Genomic DNA, 18779 nt, shown 5'->3' with positions numbered 1-18779 from the left:
GAAAAACAAAATCAAAAGATCGCACCTTCGGCAGCTCCTACAGGGGTTGCGCTTTGTGGCTGGCCCTCACCATTCAGCGACGTTCGATTGGCACGAACTTGCGCTGTTCAACGCCGACGTACTCGGCGCTCGGACGGATGATGCGGTTGTTGGCACGCTGTTCGAACACGTGCGCGGCCCAGCCGGTCAGGCGCGAGCAGACGAAAATCGGCGTGAACAGCTTGGTCGGAATGCCCATGAAGTGGTACGCCGAGGCATGGTAGAAGTCGGCATTGGGGAACAGTTTCTTCTGCTCCCACATGGTCTTGTCGATGGCTTCGGAAACCGCGAACAACACCTTGTCACCGACTTCGTCAGCGAGTTTTTTCGACCAGCCCTTGATCACCTCGTTACGCGGATCGCTGTCCTTATAGATCGCGTGGCCGAAGCCCATGATCTTGTCCTTGCGCTCCAGCATGCCGAGGGTGCCCTTGATCGCCTCTTCCGGCGACGAGAAGCGCTCGATCATTTCCATCGCCGCTTCGTTGGCGCCGCCGTGCAGCGGGCCGCGCAACGAACCGATGGCCGCGGTGACGCAGGAATACAGGTCGGACAGGGTCGATGCGCAAACACGAGCGGTAAACGTCGAAGCGTTGAATTCGTGTTCGGCGTAAAGGATCAGCGACACGTTCATCACTTTGACGTGCAGCTCGCTCGGTTTCTTGTCGTGCAACAGGTGCAGGAAGTGGCCGCCAATCGATGGCTGATCACTGACGCAGTTGATGCGTTTGCCGTCGTGACTGAAGCGATACCAGTAGCACATGATCGCCGGGAAAGCGGCGAGCAGACGGTCGGTCTTATCGCGCTGCTCGGAGAAATCTTTCTCCGGTTCGAGGTTGCCGAGGAACGAACAACCGGTGCGCATGACGTCCATCGGGTGAGCGTCGGCAGGGATGCGTTCGAGCACTTCTTTCAGTGCTGGCGGCAGATCGCGCAGCTTGCTCAGCTTTTGCTGGTAGGCGTCGAGTTGCGCCTGGGTCGGCAGTTCGCCGTACAGCAGCAGGTACGCCACTTCTTCGAACTGCGCGTCGGCTGCCAGTTCACGCACGTCGTAGCCGCGATAAGTCAGCCCGGCACCGGCCTGGCCCACGGTGGACAGTGCGGTTTGCCCGGCAACCTGGCCCCGGAGCCCGGCGCCACTGAGTACTTTTGCTTCGGCCATTGCTGTCTCCAATCTTGAATTTGTTAGGGAATCTGCAATTACGGTGTTGTTGGCAAAAGATCGCAGCCTTCGGCAGCTCCTGCATCGACCGCGTTCCTGTAGGAGCTGTCGAGTGAAACGAGGCTGCGATCTTTTGATCTTCGCCTTTATTTTTTAGCGGCAAACAACGCATCGAGCTTCTGCTCGAAGGTGTGGTAGTCGATGCGATCGTAAAGCTCCATGCGTGTCTGCATGGTGTCGATGACATTCTGCTGGGTGCCGTCGCGGCGGATCGCGGTGTAGACGTTTTCCGCGGCCTTGTTCATCGCGCGGAACGCCGACAGCGGGTACAGCACCAGCGACACATCGGCGCCAGCCAGTTGCTCGGTGGTGTACAGCGGTGTCGAGCCGAACTCGGTGATGTTGGCGAGGATCGGTGCCTTCACGCGGTTGGCGAACAGCTTGTACATCTCAAGTTCGGTGATGGCTTCCGGGAAGATCATGTCGGCGCCGGCCTCGATGCACGCGGCGGCGCGATCCAGTGCCGACTCCAGACCTTCAACCGCCAGCGCGTCAGTGCGGGCCATGATCACAAAGCTGTCATCGGTACGGGCATCGACCGCTGCCTTGATGCGGTCGACCATTTCCTGCTGGGTGACGATTTCCTTGTTCGGACGGTGGCCGCAGCGCTTGGCGCCGACCTGGTCTTCGATGTGAATCGCCGCCGCGCCGAACTTGATCATCGACTTCACGGTGCGCGCCACGTTGAACGCCGAGGCGCCGAAACCGGTGTCGACGTCCACCAGCAGTGGCAGGTCGCAGACGTCGGTGATGCGCCGCACGTCGGTCAGCACGTCATCCAGGCCGGTGATGCCCAGGTCCGGCACGCCAAGCGAGCCTGCGGCCACCCCGCCACCGGACAGGTAGATCGCCTTGAAACCGGCACGCTTGGCCAGCAGCGCGTGGTTGGCGTTGATCGCGCCGACCACCTGCAATGGATGCTCGCTGGCGACCGCATCGCGGAAACGCTGGCCTGGAGTGTTCTGCTTGGAACTCATGACTCACCTCGTTCAGTGGCTGTCTTATTGTCGGCGCCGTCCTGGTAATGACGGGCGATGTTGCGTTTCGAGGCGCCGATGTGGCGGCGCATCAACAATTCCGCGAGCTCGCCGTCACGGTCGGCGATGGCATCGAGAATCCGGTGGTGTTCGGCAAACGCCTGACGTGGCCGATTGGGCGTGGTGGAAAACTGGATGCGGTACATGCGCACCAGTTGATACAACTCGCCGCAGAGCATCTGGGTCAGGGTGCGATTGCCGCTGCCCTGAATGATTCGATAGTGAAAGTCGAAATCGCCTTCCTGCTGGTAATAGCCGACGCCGGCCTGAAACGCCGCGTCGCGCTCGTGGGTTTCCAGCACCCGGCGCAGTTCGTCGATGTCTTCGACGCTCATGCGCTCGGCCGCCAGACGGCAGGCCATGCCTTCAAGGGATTCGCGGATTTCGTAGAGTTCGAGCAATTCGGCATGGCTGAGCGACACCACTCGTGCGCCGACATGCGGTACGCGCACCAGCAGGCGTTGACCTTCGAGCCGATGAATGGCCTCGCGCAGCGGCCCGCGGCTGATGCCGTAGGTGCGCGCCAGCTCCGGCTCGGAGATCTTGCTGCCGGGGGCGATCTCACCTTTGACGATGGCCGCCTGGATGCGCCGGAAGACGTTTTCCGAGAGCGTCTCGGAATCGTCGCCGCTGATGACCGGGGGATCGAGTTGATCCAGCATGATTGTCGACACCTTCAAATCCAATGCGGCAAAAACTAGCCAATTAGCCCGCACCAGTCAAAGTATAAATCCACATTGTCGACAATCGTCTAATAACCCTCTCCAACAACCCCAAGGGTTATAGACCGGCGCGAGCGCTGGCGCCATAAAACCACCGTGCTAGAATGCCGCCCGCATTTGCTGGCCATTTGTACGGCTTGTCATAAAAAGCTGATAGGCACACGCAGGCGCTTGCGCAAGTTTTGCCAGGAACCTGAACCGAAAACGGAACGCTGCGCACCAGGATTTATGAGACTCAAGCCCTTCCCCACATTTTTTGCGCTGTTTTGCCTGCCCGGCCTCGCCGCGGCGGGGGAAAAAACCGTGTACGGCCTCAACGAATATGCATCGCTTGACGGCATCAATCTGCAAGTCGCGGCCAAACTCGACACCGGCGCCAAAACCGCCTCACTGAGTGCCCGCGACATCAAACGCTTCAAACGCAATGGCGAGTCGTGGGTGCGTTTCTACCTGGCGATCGACGCTGCGCATTCGCACCCGATCGAACGGCCGCTGGCCCGGGTCAGCAAGATCAAGCGCCGCGCCGGCGACTACGACCCGGAAGAAGGCAAGAAGTACACCGCGCGTCCGGTGATCGAGCTGGACATCTGCATGGGCACGGCGTTGCGCAGCATCGAAGTGAACCTGACCGACCGTAGTGCGTTCCAATACCCGCTTTTGATCGGCTCCGAAGCGCTGAAACGCTTCGACGCGCTGGTCGACCCCAGTCTTAAATACGCTGCCGGCAAACCCGCCTGCACCATCGCCGCTCATACCGCCGAGTAATTTCCATGCGTTCTCTAACCTTCCACCTGAAAATCCTGATCACCATTCTGGTGCTCCTGGGCGTTTCGGTTACGGCCTATCAGATTTTCGTGCTCGGCATCCCGGTGACCGAAGACGCTACCGACGACCTGTGGAACATCGACGCCAAAGTCGAGTTCGTCGCCAGCACCAAGGATCCGGTGAAAGTCCAGATGTTCGTGCCGCCGCTGAGCCGCGATTACGTCAGCCTCAACGAAAGCTTTATCTCCAATAATTACGGCGTGGCGGTCAACCGCGTCGACGGCAACCGCAAGGTCACCTGGTCCGCGCGCCGGGCCAAGGGCAACCAGACCCTTTATTACCGTCTGGTGCTGACCAAACGCTATACCGCAGAAAAATCCAAGATCAAAGGCCCGACCTTCCGCGACAGCATCGCCATCGAAGGCCCGGAAAAAATCGCCGCCGAAGCCCTGCTCGCACCGATCCGCCAGCACTCGGCCGACGTCGAGACCTTCATCGGCGAAGCGATCAAACGCGTCAACAACGTCAACGACGACAACGTCAAACTGCTGCTGGCCGGCGACCCGTCAACGCCGCACAAGGCGAAGATCGTCGAACTGCTGTTGTCGATCGCCCACGTACCGGTAGAAAAAGTCCACACCATCCGCCTCGTTGCCGATCAACCGCAAACCCCGGAGCTGTGGCTGCGCAGCTTCAATGGCAACGACTGGCTGTACTTCAACCCGGAAACCGGTGAGCAAGGCCTGCCGACCGACCGTCTGCTGTGGTGGACCGGTGATGAAAACCTGATCACCGTCGACGGCGCGAAGAAAGCCAACGTGACCTTCAGCCTGAACAACAGCGAGATGAACGCGATTCGTCTGGCCAAGCTGACCGACGAAAATACCGATGCCAACTTCCTCGAATACTCGTTGTACGGCCTGCCGCTGCAGACCCAGCAGACGTTCATGATCATGGTGATGATCCCGATCGGCGTGCTGGTGATCCTGATCCTGCGCAACCTGATCGGCCTGCAGACCCTCGGCACCTTTACCCCGGTGCTGATCGCCCTGGCCTTCCGCGAAACGCAACTGGGCTTCGGCATCCTGCTGTTTACCGTGATCACCGCGCTGGGCCTGTCCTTACGGTCGTACCTGGAACACCTGAAGCTGCAGATGCTGCCGCGCCTGTCGGTGGTGTTGACCTTCGTGGTAGTCCTGATTGCCGCTATCAGCCTGTTCAGCCACAAGCTGGGGCTGGAGCGTGGCTTGTCGGTGGCGCTGTTCCCGATGGTGATTCTGACCATGACCATCGAACGCCTGTCGATCACCTGGGAAGAACGCGGCGCCAGCCATGCCATGAAAGTGGCGATCGGCACCCTGTTCGCCGCCTCGCTGGCCCACCTGATCATGACCGTGCCGGAGCTGGTGTACTTCGTGTTTACCTTCCCGGCGATCCTGCTGATTCTGGTCGGTTTCATGCTGGCGATGGGTCGCTATCGCGGTTACCGCCTGACCGAACTGGTGCGCTTCAAGGCTTTCCTGAAGAAGGCTGACGCCTGATGTTCGGTTTCTGGAAGACCTGGAAGGCTCTGGAGGCGCGGGGCATCATGGGCATCAATCGGCGTAACGCCGACTACGTGCTCAAGTACAACAAGCGCAGCCTGTACCCGATCGTCGATGACAAGATCATCACCAAAGAACGCGCGATCGAGGCCGGCATTCATGTGCCGGAGCTGTATGGCGTGATCTCCACGGAGAAGGAAATCGACAAGCTCGACGCGATCATCGGCGGGCGCAACGATTTCGTGATCAAGCCGGCTCAAGGTGCGGGCGGTGACGGCATCATCGTCATCGCCGACCGCTTTGAGGGCCGCTACCGAACGGTGTCGGGCAAGATCCTTGCCCACGAAGAACTCGAGCACCACATCTCGAGCATTCTCACCGGCCTGTATTCGCTGGGCGGCCACCGCGACCGCGCGCTGATCGAGTACCGGGTGACCCCGGATCAGATCTTCAAGAGCATCAGCTACGAAGGCGTGCCGGACATTCGCATCATCGTGCTGATGGGCTATCCGGTGATGGCCATGCTGCGCCTGCCAACCCGTCAGTCTGGCGGCAAGGCCAACCTGCACCAGGGCGCCATCGGCGTCGGTGTCGACCTCGCCACCGGCCTGACCCTGCGCGGCACCTGGCTGAACAACATCATCAACAAACACCCCGACACCACCAACGCGGTGGACGGCGTGCAACTGCCCTACTGGGACGGTTTCATGAAACTCGCCGCCGGCTGTTATGAACTGTGCGGCCTGGGCTACATCGGTGTGGACATGGTGCTGGACCAGGAAAAAGGCCCGCTGATTCTCGAACTGAATGCGCGGCCGGGGCTGAATATCCAGATAGCCAACGACTGCGGGCTGACTCAGCGTACGCATGCAGTCGAAGCGCATCTGGAGGCGCTGAAGGCGCGTGGCGTGACCGAGTCGGTCGAGGAACGGGTGGCGTTTACTCAGGAGATGTTTGGGCATATTCCGGCGGTCGAGGGCTGATCCCCGTGGCGAGGGAGCTCGCTCCCGCTCGGCTGCGCAGCAGTCGTAAGATTTTTGGGGAGCGCTTCGCACTCCAACGGGAGCAAGCTCCCTCGCCACAGGTTGCTCGGCGGCCGCTGCGGATCTGCCAATCCCCGACATCCCCTCTAGGAGCAATTCCCGCAGAGGACTACAATCCCCACCCCGCCTCGATGGCCGATCTGCCCCGCCCATGTTGACCTGTTCCGTACACCCGCTGCCCTACCGTGCCAACCCCGCCGACTACTTCGCGGCCATCCGCCATGCACCCGGCGCCGTGCTGCTCGACAGCGGCCGGCCAAGTGCCGACCGTGGCCGTTATGACCTGCTCAGCGCCTGGCCGCTGGCACAACTGGCGGTGTTGCCCGATGAAAGCGGCGACGTATTCCTGCAACGCCTGCGGGATAATCTGACTCGCCTGGGCGAAGCGCAACTGCCTGCGAGCCATGAACTGCCCTTCGCCGGCGGCCTGATCGGCTATCTGAGCTACGACTTCGGCCGACATCTCGAGAATCTGCCGAGCCTGGCCCGGGACGATCTGCAACTGCCCGACGCGCGGTTCGGCCTGTACGACTGGGCGCTGATCAGCGATCACCAGACCGCCACCAGTCAATTGGTGTTTCACCCCTCACTGACCGACAGCGAGCGGCTACGGCTGATTGCGCTGTTCAGCCAACCGACCTCAGCGCCGCTCACGCCGTTCAAGCTGCACACGCCGATGACTGCCGATCTTTCGCCGGACGATTATCGCCGGGCGCTGGAACGCATTCATCAATACATCCAGGCCGGCGACTGCTATCAGGTCAACTTCGCCCAGCGTTTCCGCGCAACCTGCCAAGGCGATCCATGGCTGGCCTACTGCGCGTTGCGCGAGGCTTGCCCGACACCGTTTTCCGGTTTCCAGAGCCTGCCCGACGGCGACGCGGTGTTGAGCCTGTCGCCAGAGCGCTTCGTCAAAGTCAACCAGCGCCAAGTGGAAACCCGCCCGATCAAAGGCACTCGCCCGCGCGGTCTGACGCCTGCCGAAGACGCGGCCAACGCCGCCGAACTGCTGGCCAGCCCCAAGGATCGCGCGGAAAACCTGATGATTGTCGACCTGCTGCGCAACGACCTCGGCCGCACCTGCCGCATCGGCTCGGTGCGGGTACCGGAGCTGTTCAGCCTGGAAAGCTATCCGAACGTGCATCACTTGGTCAGCAGCGTGACCGGGGAACTGGCGGATGACCGCGACGCACTCGACCTGATCGCCGGCAGCTTCCCCGGCGGCTCGATCACCGGCGCCCCGAAGATCCGCGCGATGCAGATCATCGACGAACTGGAGCCGACGCGACGCGGGTTGTATTGCGGCTCGCTGCTGTACCTGGACGTACGCGGCGAGATGGACAGCTCCATCGCGATTCGCAGTCTGTTGGTCAAGGATGGGCAGGTGTGTTGCTGGGGGGGTGGCGGGATCGTGGCTGATTCGGATTGGCAGGCGGAGTATCAGGAGTCGATTACCAAGGTCCGAATCCTCCTCGACACCCTGCAAAACCTCTGAATGACGCAACCCCTGTAGGAGCTGCCGAAGGCTGCGATCTTTTGATCCTGTTTTTAAACAATCAAGATCAAGATCAAAAGATCGCACCTTCGGCAGCTCCTACAGAGGGATTGAGGGTTACAAGGACAGGTCGCGGTTCGAAGCCTTGAGGAATTCCTGCTTCAGCTCGGCAAACGTATGCACCGCCGGGAACTGCGGGAACTCGCGAATCACGTTGTCCGGCGCATGGAACAGAATTCCCGCGTCCGCCTCGCCGAGCATGCTCGTGTCGTTATACGAATCACCCGCCGCAATCACTCGGTAGTACAGGCTCTTGAATGCCAGCACCGACTGACGCTTGGGGTCTTTCTGACGCAGTTGATAGCTGGTCACCCGCCCACTGTCGTCAGTGATCAGGCGGTGGCAGAGCAAGTTCGGGAAGCCCAGTTGGCGCATCAGCGGCTGGGAGAATTCGTAGAAGGTGTCCGAGAGAATCACCACCTGGAAGCGCTCGCGCAGCCAGTCAACGAACTCCACCGCGCCGTCCAGCGGCTTGAGGGTGGCGATCACTTCCTGAATGTCCGAGAGCTTCAGGCCGTGCTCGTCGAGGATGCGCAGACGCTGCTTCATCAGCACGTCGTAATCGGGAATGTCCCGGGTCGTGGCCTTGAGGGATTCGATTCCGGTTTTTTCGGCGAAGGCGATCCAGATTTCCGGTACCAGTACCCCTTCAAGATCCAGGCAAGCAATTTCCACAAGACACTCCCGTTTGTGGTGATTATCGAGTCGAGCGAGCCCGAACTCTAGCGACTCCCCCGCGACCGCGCAACGCAGCGGGCACACCCTATTCCGCCGCTTTTTGTTACCATCGGCGCCATATAGAGCGCCCAGCGCCACCGACCTGTAGGAAGCCGCCCTGATGAGCCCAACGTTCGATGTCGTGGAACTCGCCACGACCTATGCCAACAAATCCGCCCAGGACATCCTGAAACTCGCGTTCGCCGAGTTCGGTGATGAACTGTGGATCTCTTTCAGTGGCGCCGAGGATGTGGTGCTGGTGGACATGGCCTGGAAGCTGAACAAGAACGTCAAGGTGTTCAGCCTCGACACCGGCCGCCTGCATCCGGAAACCTATCGCTTCATCGATCAGGTGCGCGAGCACTACAAGATCGATATCGAACTGGTGTCGCCGGACTACACGAAACTCGAACCGTTCGTGAAGGAAAAAGGCCTGTTCAGCTTCTACAGGGACGGTCATGGCGAATGCTGCGGCATCCGCAAGATCGAGCCGCTGCGCCGCAAACTGTCTGGCGTCCAAGCCTGGGCCACCGGCCAGCGCCGCGACCAGAGCCCGGGTACCCGCAGCGCCGTGGCGGTGCTGGAAATCGACACCGCGTTCTCAACCCCGGAACGCACCCTGTACAAATTCAACCCGCTGGCGCAAATGACCAGCGAAGAGATCTGGGGCTACATCCGCATGCTCGAGCTGCCCTACAACAGCCTGCATGAGCGCGGCTTCATCAGCATCGGCTGCGAACCCTGCACCCGCCCGGTCCTGCCAAACCAGCACGAACGCGAAGGCCGCTGGTGGTGGGAAGAAGCCACGCAGAAAGAGTGCGGGCTGCATGCGGGGAATATCATCAGCAAGGCGTAAATCTCTGCCTCAATGATGCCCCCCTGTGGGAGCGAGCTTGCTCGCGAAAGCGTTCTGACAGTCACCGGATTTGTTGACTGGAAAGACGCCTTCGCGAGCAAGCTCGCTCCCACATTTGCTTTGTGGTGCCATGAAAAAATGTGTACACACGAATGTCACCATCGGTGCCATTTATGTGTGCACTTTTTGTTTTAGCGCCCTGAAAAGTTACATCCCTTGGCAAAACGCCTCTGTCTTGCCACCTGCGCAAAATCCCCCGCAAAAAATAAATACCTGTTCAATCGGTCAATTTATAACCAAATATTTTCAACCACTTAGCGTTCATTGATAACTTTTCGAAATGAGCGCAGCGCTCCATAGATCGCTAACTGGCACAGATCTGGCTTTGGTGCATACATGTTTTGTATACAAAACTGCAAAACATCTATCCACACTTTCGATCCGCAAGCCTGAAGCGCCCTATCCCGTACAGGCTGCAGATGCCCCGTAACCAGTGATGTTTGCTGGCCGCGACGAAGATTTGTCGAGCCCTGAGCTCATGCACAGTCATCGCGGCCCCGCCCATCAGGAGCCTGCCGGAATGCGTACAAGTCTCTCCAACAACATCGCGTTGAATCTGCCCGCCTCTGCCCTCGACCAACCATCGCCCGACGCGGCTCTGGCCGCCCCGCTACAACTGAGCCCACGCCTGCACAACAGTGACCTCGCACCGACCCGGGCCGAAGGTCGGCGCTGGGGCAAATACAGCATCTTCGCGCTGTGGACCAACGATGTGCACAACATCGCCAACTACTCGTTCGCCATCGGCCTGTATGCGTTGGGCCTGGGCGGCTGGCAGATTCTGCTGTCGCTGGGGATCGGCGCGGCGCTGGTGTACTTCTTCATGAACCTGTCCGGCTACATGGGGCAGAAAACCGGGGTGCCGTTTCCGGTGATCAGCCGGATCAGCTTCGGCATTCACGGCGCGCAGATTCCGGCGTTGATTCGCGCGGTGATCGCCATCGCCTGGTTCGGCATTCAGACGTATCTGGCGTCGGTGGTATTTCGCGTGTTGCTGACAGCGATTCACCCCGGGTTCGCCGATTACGACCACAACTCGATTCTCGGCCTGTCAACGCTGGGCTGGGTGTGCTTCGTGGTGATCTGGTTCGTGCAACTGGCGATCCTCGCCTATGGCATGGAAATGGTCCGCCGTTACGAAGCCTTTGCCGGGCCGGTGATTCTGCTGACCGTCGCCGCGCTCGCCGCGTGGATGTACACCCAGGCCAATGCGACCATCGCCTGGTCGATCCGCGACCCGCTGACCGGTGGCGAGATGTGGCGCAACATCTTTGCCGGCGGCGCGCTGTGGCTGGCGATCTACGGCACGCTGATCCTGAATTTCTGCGACTTCGCCCGCTCCTCGCCATGCCGCAAGACCATCAAGGTCGGCAATTTCTGGGGCCTGCCGGTAAATATTCTGGTGTTCGCTGCCATCACCGTCCTGCTCTGCGGCGCGCAATTTCAGATCAACGGGCGGGTCATCGAAAGCCCGACCGAAATCATCGCTTCGATTCCCAACACATTCTTTCTGGTGCTCGGTTGCCTGGCGTTCCTGATCGTCACCGTGGCGGTGAACATCATGGCCAACTTCGTCGCCCCGGCCTTCGTGCTCAGCAACCTGGCGCCGAAATACCTGACCTTCCGCCGCGCCGGGCTCATCAGCGCGACCATCGCCGTGCTGATCCTGCCGTGGAACCTCTACAACAGCCCACTGGTAATCGTGTATTTCCTCTCAGGCCTCGGCGCCCTGCTCGGCCCGTTGTACGGCGTGATCATGGTCGACTACTGGCTGATCCGCAAAGGCCGGATCCACGTCCCGCAGTTGTACAGCGAAGATCCCGACGGTGCCTATTACTACAGCCGCGGGGTGAATTTCCGCGCGGTGGCGGCGTTCATTCCGGCAGCGCTGATTGCCATCGTCCTGGCGCTGGTCCCGGGTTTCCACAGCATTTCGCCGTTCTCCTGGCTAGTGGGTGCCGGCATCGCCGCCCTGCTCTACCTGATCATCGCCAAGCGTCAGCCGCACTACGCCGACGTCAGCGGCGAATCCATCGCCGTCGATAACGTCAGCCATTAATTTCCTCGCGGCCCGGACTTCGGGCCGCTGAACTGCCCGCAATAAGGACTTCTCATGCGTATTCTTGTGGTCAACGTCAACACCACCGAATCCATCACCCAGGCCATCGCCCGCTCGGCGCAAGCGGTCGCTGCCCCCGGTACGGAAATCGTCGGTCTGACGCCGTTCTTCGGCGCCGACTCGGTGGAAGGCAATTTCGAAAGTTATCTGGCGGCCATCGCCGTGATGGATCGGGTGATGTCCTACGACCAACCGTTCGACGCGGTGATTCAGGCGGGTTACGGCGAACACGGTCGCGAAGGTTTGCAGGAACTGCTGAACGTGCCTGTGGTGGACATCACCGACGCCGCCGCCAGCACTGCGATGTTTCTCGGCCACGCCTATTCAGTGGTCACGACGCTGGATCGCACCGTGCCGCTGATCGAGGATCGGCTGAAACTGTCCGGCTTGTGGGATCGCTGTGCATCGGTGCGGGCCAGCGGTCTGGCGGTGCTGGAACTGGAGCACGAGCCACAACGGGCGCTGGAAGCCATCGTGCAACAGGCGGAACTGGCAGTCACCCAGGACAAGGCCGAAGTGATTTGCCTGGGTTGCGGCGGCATGGCCGGGCTGGACGAACAGATTCGTCGCCGCACCGGGGTGCCGGTGGTGGACGGCGTGACGGCGGCGGTGACCATTGCTGAATCGCTGGTGCGGCTGGGGTTGTCGACGTCCAAAGTGCGGACGTATGCGACGCCGCGGCCGAAACAGATCATTGGCTGGGCGGAGCGGTTTGCCCGTTAGACCGCGTTATCGTTTATCGCGAGCAGGCTCGCTCCCACATTGGATCTGTGGCGTTCAAAAATCCCCTGTGGGAGCGAGCCTGCTCGCGAAAAGGTCAACTCGGTCCCAACCCGTCCTCAAACAGCACTGAACCGCCGAGCCAACCCCCGCTCTGCAAACTGCTCAATCACAAAATCGACAAACGCCCGAGTCTTGCCTGGCAACAATTTATGCTCGGCGTAGTAGATCGAAATGTTGCCGTCATCGATGTACCAGTCCGGCAGTACGCGCTGCAATGTGCCAGCCTCCAGATACCCCACGGCAAACGGCATGCTGACCAGCGCGATCCCCAGCCCCTGCGCTGCCGTGGCGCAGGCGGCTTCGGAGTCGCTCATGGTCATTCGCGTCTTCAGGGTCAAGGGCTGACAGAGCTGACTGCCGCTGCTGATCAACTGCCAGGAGCGCACCCGACCGGTTTGCGGCGAACGAATCAGGATGCCATCGTGACGTTGCAGGTCGTCCGGTTCGGCAATCGCCTCGTGTTTTTGCAGGTAGTCAGCAGACGCCACCAACACACGATGCGCGGGTGCCAACTTGCGTGCGACCACGCCTTGGGGCAATTCAAATCCGCCACCAATCGCCGCATCGAATCCCTGCCCAATCAAGTCGACCTGACGGTTATCAAAATGCCAGTCCGGGTTGATCGCCGGAAACCGACGTAAAAACTCTTGCAGCAACGGCACGATGTACAAACGCCCGAATACCGTGCCCATGCTGACTTTTAACGTCCCCGCCGGCAGTCCTTCCACACTCGACAGATTGGCCACCGCATTCTGAATCGTCGTCAGACTGCCACTGACCTGACTCAAAAACAGCTTGCCGGCCTCGGTCAGGGTCAGGCTGCGTGTACTACGCTGGAACAGCCGTACACCGAGCCGCACCTCGAGCTTCGCCACACTCTTGCCGACGGCGGCCGGGGTCAGGCTCAAGCGCCGGGCGGCCTCGGCAAAGCTGCCGACTTCGGCGCTGCGCACGAAGCATTCGATACTGCTGAAAGTTTCCATGATCGCCACTATAAACTTCTGGTTTACACAGACTATAGCAATCATGGTCTACACGGTTGTCGATGCGAGGCCGATACTCGGCTCCAACAACAAGGCACCCCGCCTTGAATTTTCTGGAGATCGAACATGACCACTCAACACCTCAGCGGCAAAGTCGCTCTGATTCAAGGCGGTTCCCGTGGTATCGGCGCCGCCATCGTCAAACGTCTGGCCGCCGAAGGCGCCGCGGTCGCCTTCACCTACGTCAGCTCCACCGCCAAGGCCGAAGAATTGCAAAACAGCATCACCGCCAACGGCGGCAAAGCGTTGGCGATCAAGGCCGACAGCGCCGACGAAGGCGCTATCCGCAACGCCGTCAGCGCCACCGTCGACGCCTTTGGCCGCCTGGATATTCTGGTGAACAACGCCGGCGTCCTGGCCATCGCGCCGCTGGAAGACTTCAAACTGGAAGACTTCGACCAGACGCTGGCGATCAACGTACGCAGCGTGTTCATCGCGTCTCAGGAAGCCGCCAAGCACATGGGCGAAGGCTCGCGCATCGTCAACATCGGCAGTACCAACGCCGACCGCATGCCCTTCGGCGGTGGCGGTGTGTACGCGATGAGCAAATCAGCACTGGTCGGTCTGACCAAAGGCCTGGCCCGCGACCTCGGCCCGCGCGGCATCACCATCAACAACGTGCAACCCGGCCCGGTCGACACCGACATGAACCCCGCGCACGGTGATTTCGCTGAAAGCCTGATCCCGCTGATGGCGGTGGGCCGTTACGGCACTGCCGATGAAATCGCCGGTTTCGTCGCCTATCTGGTGGGCCCGGAAGCCGGTTACATCACCGGTGCCAGCCTGACCATCGACGGTGGTTTCGGCGCCTGATTGCGCTGAATCCCGGGTACAAAAAAACGCCGCACCTCTTTACAGAGAGCGGCGTTTTTTTATGGGCGCGTTACTGGGGGCTCAAGCCCACTCCAGCGCTGGCAAACCGCAGGCACTCGGGGTGAATGCCTTGAGCGTGCGCAGAATCCCGTCGGCGTGAGCGTATTTTTCATCAGCCATGGCCGCGTCGGGAATCGCGATGGCCGTCATCCCCGCCGCTTTCGCCGCGGTAACGCCAAACGGCGAATCCTCGAACACCAGGCAATCCTCAGGCGCGACACCCAGACGCCGGGCCGCAGTGAGGAAGATGTCCGGCGCTGGCTTGGCTGCGCCGACTTCCGGGTCGTCCGCCGTGACAATGAAGTCGAACAGCGCAAACCAGTCGCGGTGCAAGGTGGTTTTCTGGCCGAACGACTGTCGCGACGAACTGGTGCCCACGGCGATCGGGATGTTGTGTGCCTTGAGGTGGCGAATCAGCTCCTCCGCGCCCGGCATCGCCTGAGCATTGGGAAAGCGTTCACGCATCAGCGGCTCGCGGATCACCAGAAACTCTTCAGCGCTGATCGGCAGATCAAGCGCCTGCACCACGTAGTTCGCCAGATCATTGGCGCCGCGACCGATGATGTTCTGTTTAACGCTCCAGTCGAAGATCCGCCCGTAACGCTCGGCAATAAGCGAGGTGACCTCGGTGTAGATGCCCTCGGTGTCCAGCAGCAAACCGTCCATGTCGAAAATCACGGCCTTGATCGGGCCAAACGTCTTCATCGGTGCATTCATCATCGGATCCGTTATCAAAAACATCCCGGGCGGCGCGGCCGGCGCCGCTGCTTGGATCTGATTAATGGGTTCAGCAGCATAGCGAGGCCAGCAGACATTGAGCAACGGGCAATGTTTACCGGCCGTGGAATGACTCGCTGATGTTTAGCGAAATGCCCTACAGATAACGCCTGATTTCCCGACTTTTTTACCTAGGTGCTGGCGAGACCTTCAGAATCACACCAGAGGCGCTACTCCTCCTCATCCTCCAACGGCAACTCATCCCGCCCTAAAGGATCCGTAGGAGAAGGCAGCGGATACTCCGGCGTTTGATCGACATCGTCATCTTTCTGCTCACCACCCATCTCCCACCTCCCAAGGGCCTGACAGAACCCCAGGCCCTAAAGACTCGCATCACCACCGATCAGGATCAAAAGAACAAGCAATTACTGCTCATCCTCATCCTCTTCATACTCCATGTCTGCTTCATCCGCATCATTCAACGGCACGGTCGCATCATCCATCAGCGACCCTGGATCCTCGTTGCCCGGATCATTGATAAACGGCAAACCGCTCGGGCCTTTTTCTTCCTTGCCTTCGGTTTCGGGCGTCATGGCAAACCTCTACGTCTGGTGGGTTGTATAACGTTCGAAAAGCCCTACAGCCAATCGTTCCAGTGTCCGACCGCCAGACACGAAAAACCCGGCACCAGGCCGGGTTTGCTTTCGAATATTCAATCAATGATGGCGGTTTTTATGTTTGTACTTGTTGTGCTTGTGACCACCGCCGGAATGCCCGCTTCCGCCATCGTCACCCAGATTGTTGCCCACCGCACCACCCGCTGCGCCGCCCAAACCGGCACCGATGGCGGAGCCGGTGGAGCCGCCCAGGCTATTGCCAACCACCGAGCCGCCGGCAGCACCCAAGCCACCGCCAATGGCGGCTTCGGTGCGATTGTGTTTATTCGCTCCGACCGCGCTGCCTGCTGCGCCACCGACGCCTGCGCCAACTGCGGCACCAGTGCTGCCGCCGAGCTGGCCACCGACCACGTTACCGAGCACACCGCCCAGTCCGCCACCGACGGCGGCGCTACCATCGCCGGCGGCCATCGCACCTTGGGCGACCAGTAATCCGAAAAACAGTGCAGATAATGACAAACGCATTTGAACCTCACAGTTCCCGAATCGGGACGGAATGCCCACAGGGCCTATGTCAGATTGGAGACATTTTTCGGAAAAACGTTCAGCCATGAAAAAGCCCGGTCGAGCCGGGCTTTTTCTGACAACATTCGCAATCAGTGACGCTTGTGACCTTTGGACAGGTTGGCGCCGACGGCACCACCGGCAGCGCCCCCCCAGGCCGGCGCCAATGGTCGCGCCATTTCGGCCGCCCAGGCTGTTGCCGATCACCGAACCACCGGCCGCGCCAACACCACCGCCGATAGCCGCCTTGGTGCGGCTGCCTTTGCCGGCGGCCATCGCACTGCCGGCCGCGCCTGCAACACCGGCACCAATCGCCGCGCCGGTGCTGCCGCCCATTTTCTGGCCGACCACATTACCCAGCGCGCCACCCAGACCGCCGCCGAGTGCCGCAGTGCCTTCACCAGCCACCGCACCTTGAGCAACCAGAAGCCCCAGAACCAGAGCGGGCAATGTTAGACGCATGACAAAAAACCTCAAAAATAGGGAGACCAAAAAGGGGCCGAGATTGAAAGCTGCCAACGCGCTGAAGTCCAGAAAAATCAGCTGCCGCCGAGCACTAGGCGCCGATTGGACAGCGTTTTTGCAAAAGGTTTTATTGCAGGCAAAAAAAAGCCCGCTGGGGAGACGGGCTGGAGACTTGCTTTCTAACGGATGGCTTCACCCTACGTCCGTGGACGTGAAAAGTTTGTGAAAAAAAACCGAATCTGCCCTAACGCTTGTAGGAGATTTCCTTTCATAAACATCAGGCATAAAAAACCCCGTTCATAGACGGGGTTGTTTGGTCTCACCTTACTTTCTTGACCGGGCCGAAACCTTCGGAAGGAATTTGGCTTTCGGCCCCTTGGGCGTGGTGGACTTGATCTTGCCGGTCTGCACCGGGTCCTCGCCAAAGCCCGATTGGTACTCCGTCTGGCCGCAACGGACACAGTTATTGAATGAAAACTCGGCTCCATCGTCTTCGATATACGGATCAGTCATAGCCTCTCCCCTTTGCAATAGATCGACACCGGCAAAGCCCTTTTGCCCGAAAAAATATCGACCTCCAAGGCTTTTGAGACTAGCCGGTCATTACTTGACTTGCGGTTCAGTTCGACCGATGCCCGACGAATGGCCTACACCTCTTCAACATCCCAGTGCCCGAAGGCGCCCTGAAGCTTAAGGGATCCAAGCCATGGCGCTGACCTGCACAACCTCAACGCAACTTGACCGCTGTGCCGGTCGCGAACACCACAACCATGCCGCCCTTGCCCGCCGGCATACTGATCTCGAAATCCAGCCCGACCACCGCATCCGCCTGCAACGCTCGAGCCCGCTCCTTGATCTCGTCCGTCCGCCTGAACCCGCGCCTCTTTCAACGCCCGCTCCAGCGTCTGCGAGCGCCCACCGAAAAAGTCGCGCATGCCGGCAAACAGATCACGAATCACATTGACGCCCTGCACCGACTCCGCGCTGACAATGTCCAGGTACGCGGTGATCTGGCGGCCTTCGATGGCGTGGGTGGTGGAGATGATCATGGGAACCGTCCTTTTTATGCGGATAAAGTGGCGATTGTAATGTGCCATGACCCTCCTGGCCGAACACTGCCAGCGCAACTTGCGCAGCGGATTAAAATCCAGACGCCAGAAACCACAAAACCCCTGATCTCTTTCGAAATCAGGGGCTTTGTGTATTGAATGTGGCGGTGAAGGAGAGATTCGAAACCGCCCGAATGCGATTTTCGCGAAGTCGCCCCCCGGTTTATAAGGGCTTCAGGGCGATAGTTAGCGCGCAAGCGTTCCCATGGCAGTCCCATGAGTTTGCGCGGCAGTCGAATACGCCAAGGGCCATAGAGGGAAATTCCTTTTTTCGGGAGCGGCATCGAAAAAAGGTAATTTCGGTAACTTAATCAACTGACCGGCCTGAGAGCCTTAACTTAACTGGTCTGCAAGGGATCGGCACAAGGTAATTTTCAAGTAATGTAGAGGTAAGGTAATTACCTTTTAAGGGAGTAATTTATTCATTTATCTACCCCCTATAAATCAGTCACTTACGATCACATTACCTTTTTCATTACTCAAAATTACTTTCTGAAGTAATTCAGCAAAGCCAATGAATACGGGGCTTTCAGCGACGCCGATGTCCGTTAATTACCTCATTACCTTTTTCCGATGGCTTTTCTGGAATCATTGACTACCCGGCTCTCCTTCACTCAGTAACAAGTGCTCTCGAAGTACCTTGGCTCCTGCCTGCAATCTTTCAGGTCTTGGTTTCGTTCGAATGTCTCCAAAGAGCTTTTTAGCAACACGCGACTCTTCCTCCAGACCATTGGATGGCTCTTGCAAAGCTATGAACCAAATTTGATAAATCATTGCTTCGGTTGATAGATCTGCAAGGAGACTAGCGTTCATCACCGCCCAGAATGCCAGGGCTTCAGTCTCCCCCGGATCAAACTCAAAGCGCTCATCAGGATCATCTACGGCGTGTTTAAACCAATTTTGCGCCTTACGCATAATCGTGAAGTACT

17 protein-coding genes and 2 pseudogenes are annotated in these 18779 nt (G+C 59.5%); 8 read left to right on the top strand and 11 right to left on the bottom strand.

What is annotated here, in order from left to right; translation table 11 throughout:
- Positions 1 to 73: 73 nt before the first annotated feature.
- From prpC to HT737_RS24535, 3 genes are all read right to left on the bottom strand, one after another.
- Positions 74 to 1201 carry a 2-methylcitrate synthase gene (gene prpC, locus HT737_RS24545; RefSeq protein ID WP_182404171.1) on the bottom strand — a complete coding sequence of 376 codons (1128 nt, stop codon included), beginning with the start codon at positions 1199 to 1201 and terminating at the stop codon, positions 74 to 76.
- Between the two features lie 146 nt (positions 1202 to 1347).
- Positions 1348 to 2238 carry a methylisocitrate lyase gene (prpB, locus tag HT737_RS24540; protein WP_041067638.1) on the bottom strand — a complete coding sequence of 297 codons (891 nt, stop codon included), beginning with the start codon at positions 2236 to 2238 and terminating at the stop codon, positions 1348 to 1350.
- Entirely contained in the window at positions 2235 to 2957 is a 723-nt protein-coding gene (locus HT737_RS24535) for a GntR family transcriptional regulator (protein WP_174377155.1), read from the bottom strand. The genes prpB and HT737_RS24535 overlap by 4 nt, the downstream gene beginning before the upstream one ends.
- A gap of 291 nt (positions 2958 to 3248) precedes the next feature.
- On the opposite strand from HT737_RS24535, the gene HT737_RS24530 reads away from it, so the two are divergent.
- The 4 genes from HT737_RS24530 (at position 3249) to pabB (ending at position 7867) form a co-directional block, all read left to right on the top strand.
- A complete protein-coding gene (locus HT737_RS24530) occupies positions 3249 to 3785 on the top strand; it encodes an ATP-dependent zinc protease (RefSeq protein WP_025110318.1) in 537 nt (178 codons plus the stop codon).
- A 5-nt stretch (positions 3786 to 3790) separates the two neighbouring features.
- The gene (locus HT737_RS24525; protein ID WP_041067624.1) at positions 3791 to 5326 is read left to right on the top strand and encodes an inactive transglutaminase family protein; all 1536 of its coding nucleotides are present in this window, start codon (positions 3791 to 3793) and stop codon (positions 5324 to 5326) included.
- Positions 5326 to 6312, top strand: coding sequence for an alpha-L-glutamate ligase-like protein (locus tag HT737_RS24520; protein WP_108182146.1), 987 nt, complete (start codon positions 5326 to 5328; stop codon positions 6310 to 6312). The genes HT737_RS24525 and HT737_RS24520 overlap by 1 nt, the downstream gene beginning before the upstream one ends.
- Positions 6313 to 6523: 211 nt before the next feature.
- A complete protein-coding gene (gene pabB, locus HT737_RS24515) occupies positions 6524 to 7867 on the top strand; it encodes an aminodeoxychorismate synthase component I (protein WP_182404170.1) in 1344 nt (447 codons plus the stop codon).
- A gap of 117 nt (positions 7868 to 7984) precedes the next feature.
- On the opposite strand, the gene thrH is transcribed toward pabB, so the two are convergent.
- A complete protein-coding gene (thrH, locus tag HT737_RS24510) occupies positions 7985 to 8602 on the bottom strand; it encodes a bifunctional phosphoserine phosphatase/homoserine phosphotransferase ThrH (RefSeq protein WP_182404169.1) in 618 nt (205 codons plus the stop codon).
- A gap of 163 nt (positions 8603 to 8765) precedes the next feature.
- On the opposite strand from thrH, the gene HT737_RS24505 reads away from it, so the two are divergent.
- From HT737_RS24505 to HT737_RS24495, 3 genes are all read left to right on the top strand, one after another.
- Positions 8766 to 9500 carry a phosphoadenylyl-sulfate reductase gene (locus HT737_RS24505; protein WP_095667097.1) on the top strand — a complete coding sequence of 245 codons (735 nt, stop codon included), beginning with the start codon at positions 8766 to 8768 and terminating at the stop codon, positions 9498 to 9500.
- A gap of 580 nt (positions 9501 to 10080) precedes the next feature.
- Positions 10081 to 11619: an NCS1 family nucleobase:cation symporter-1 gene (locus HT737_RS24500; RefSeq protein ID WP_047292984.1), complete on the top strand. Its 1539-nt coding sequence runs from the start codon at positions 10081 to 10083 to the stop codon at positions 11617 to 11619.
- 54 nt (positions 11620 to 11673) lie between these two features.
- Positions 11674 to 12402, top strand: a complete 729-nt coding sequence (locus tag HT737_RS24495) for an aspartate/glutamate racemase family protein (protein ID WP_047292982.1) — start codon at positions 11674 to 11676, stop codon at positions 12400 to 12402.
- Between the two features lie 116 nt (positions 12403 to 12518).
- On the opposite strand, the gene HT737_RS24490 is transcribed toward HT737_RS24495, so the two are convergent.
- The gene (locus HT737_RS24490) at positions 12519 to 13445 is read right to left on the bottom strand and encodes a LysR family transcriptional regulator (protein WP_047293057.1); all 927 of its coding nucleotides are present in this window, start codon (positions 13443 to 13445) and stop codon (positions 12519 to 12521) included.
- Between the two features lie 126 nt (positions 13446 to 13571).
- Between HT737_RS24490 and HT737_RS24485 the strand changes: the two genes are divergently transcribed.
- Positions 13572 to 14318, top strand: coding sequence for a 3-oxoacyl-ACP reductase family protein (locus tag HT737_RS24485; protein WP_047292979.1), 747 nt, complete (start codon positions 13572 to 13574; stop codon positions 14316 to 14318).
- A gap of 81 nt (positions 14319 to 14399) precedes the next feature.
- Here the strand turns inward: HT737_RS24485 and HT737_RS24480 are convergent, their stop codons facing one another.
- The 6 genes and pseudogenes from HT737_RS24480 to HT737_RS24450 all read right to left on the bottom strand — a co-directional run.
- Complete coding sequence (locus tag HT737_RS24480; RefSeq protein ID WP_095667098.1) at positions 14400 to 15095, bottom strand: HAD-IA family hydrolase; 696 nt, start codon at positions 15093 to 15095, stop codon at positions 14400 to 14402.
- A 716-nt stretch (positions 15096 to 15811) separates the two neighbouring features.
- The gene (locus tag HT737_RS24470) at positions 15812 to 16237 is read right to left on the bottom strand and encodes a YMGG-like glycine zipper-containing protein (protein WP_041067599.1); all 426 of its coding nucleotides are present in this window, start codon (positions 16235 to 16237) and stop codon (positions 15812 to 15814) included.
- Between the two features lie 131 nt (positions 16238 to 16368).
- Positions 16369 to 16738: pseudogene (locus HT737_RS24465) on the bottom strand (glycine zipper domain-containing protein).
- 327 nt (positions 16739 to 17065) lie between these two features.
- Positions 17066 to 17254: a hypothetical protein gene (locus tag HT737_RS24460; RefSeq protein WP_041067596.1), complete on the bottom strand. Its 189-nt coding sequence runs from the start codon at positions 17252 to 17254 to the stop codon at positions 17066 to 17068.
- A 214-nt stretch (positions 17255 to 17468) separates the two neighbouring features.
- Positions 17469 to 17790 (bottom strand): annotated as a pseudogene (locus HT737_RS24455) (YbjQ family protein).
- 648 nt (positions 17791 to 18438) lie between these two features.
- Positions 18439 to 18779 (bottom strand): hypothetical protein (locus HT737_RS24450; protein WP_220459493.1); only part of this gene is annotated, 341 nt, incomplete at its 5' end.

Origin of the sequence: Pseudomonas sp. MD195_PC81_125 (assembly GCF_014060985.1) — a bacterium.
Classification (GTDB): domain Bacteria; phylum Pseudomonadota; class Gammaproteobacteria; order Pseudomonadales; family Pseudomonadaceae; genus Aquipseudomonas; species Aquipseudomonas parakoreensis.
The sequence above is the reverse complement of the archived record's forward strand: the minus strand, read 5'-3'. Positions and strand labels throughout refer to the sequence as shown.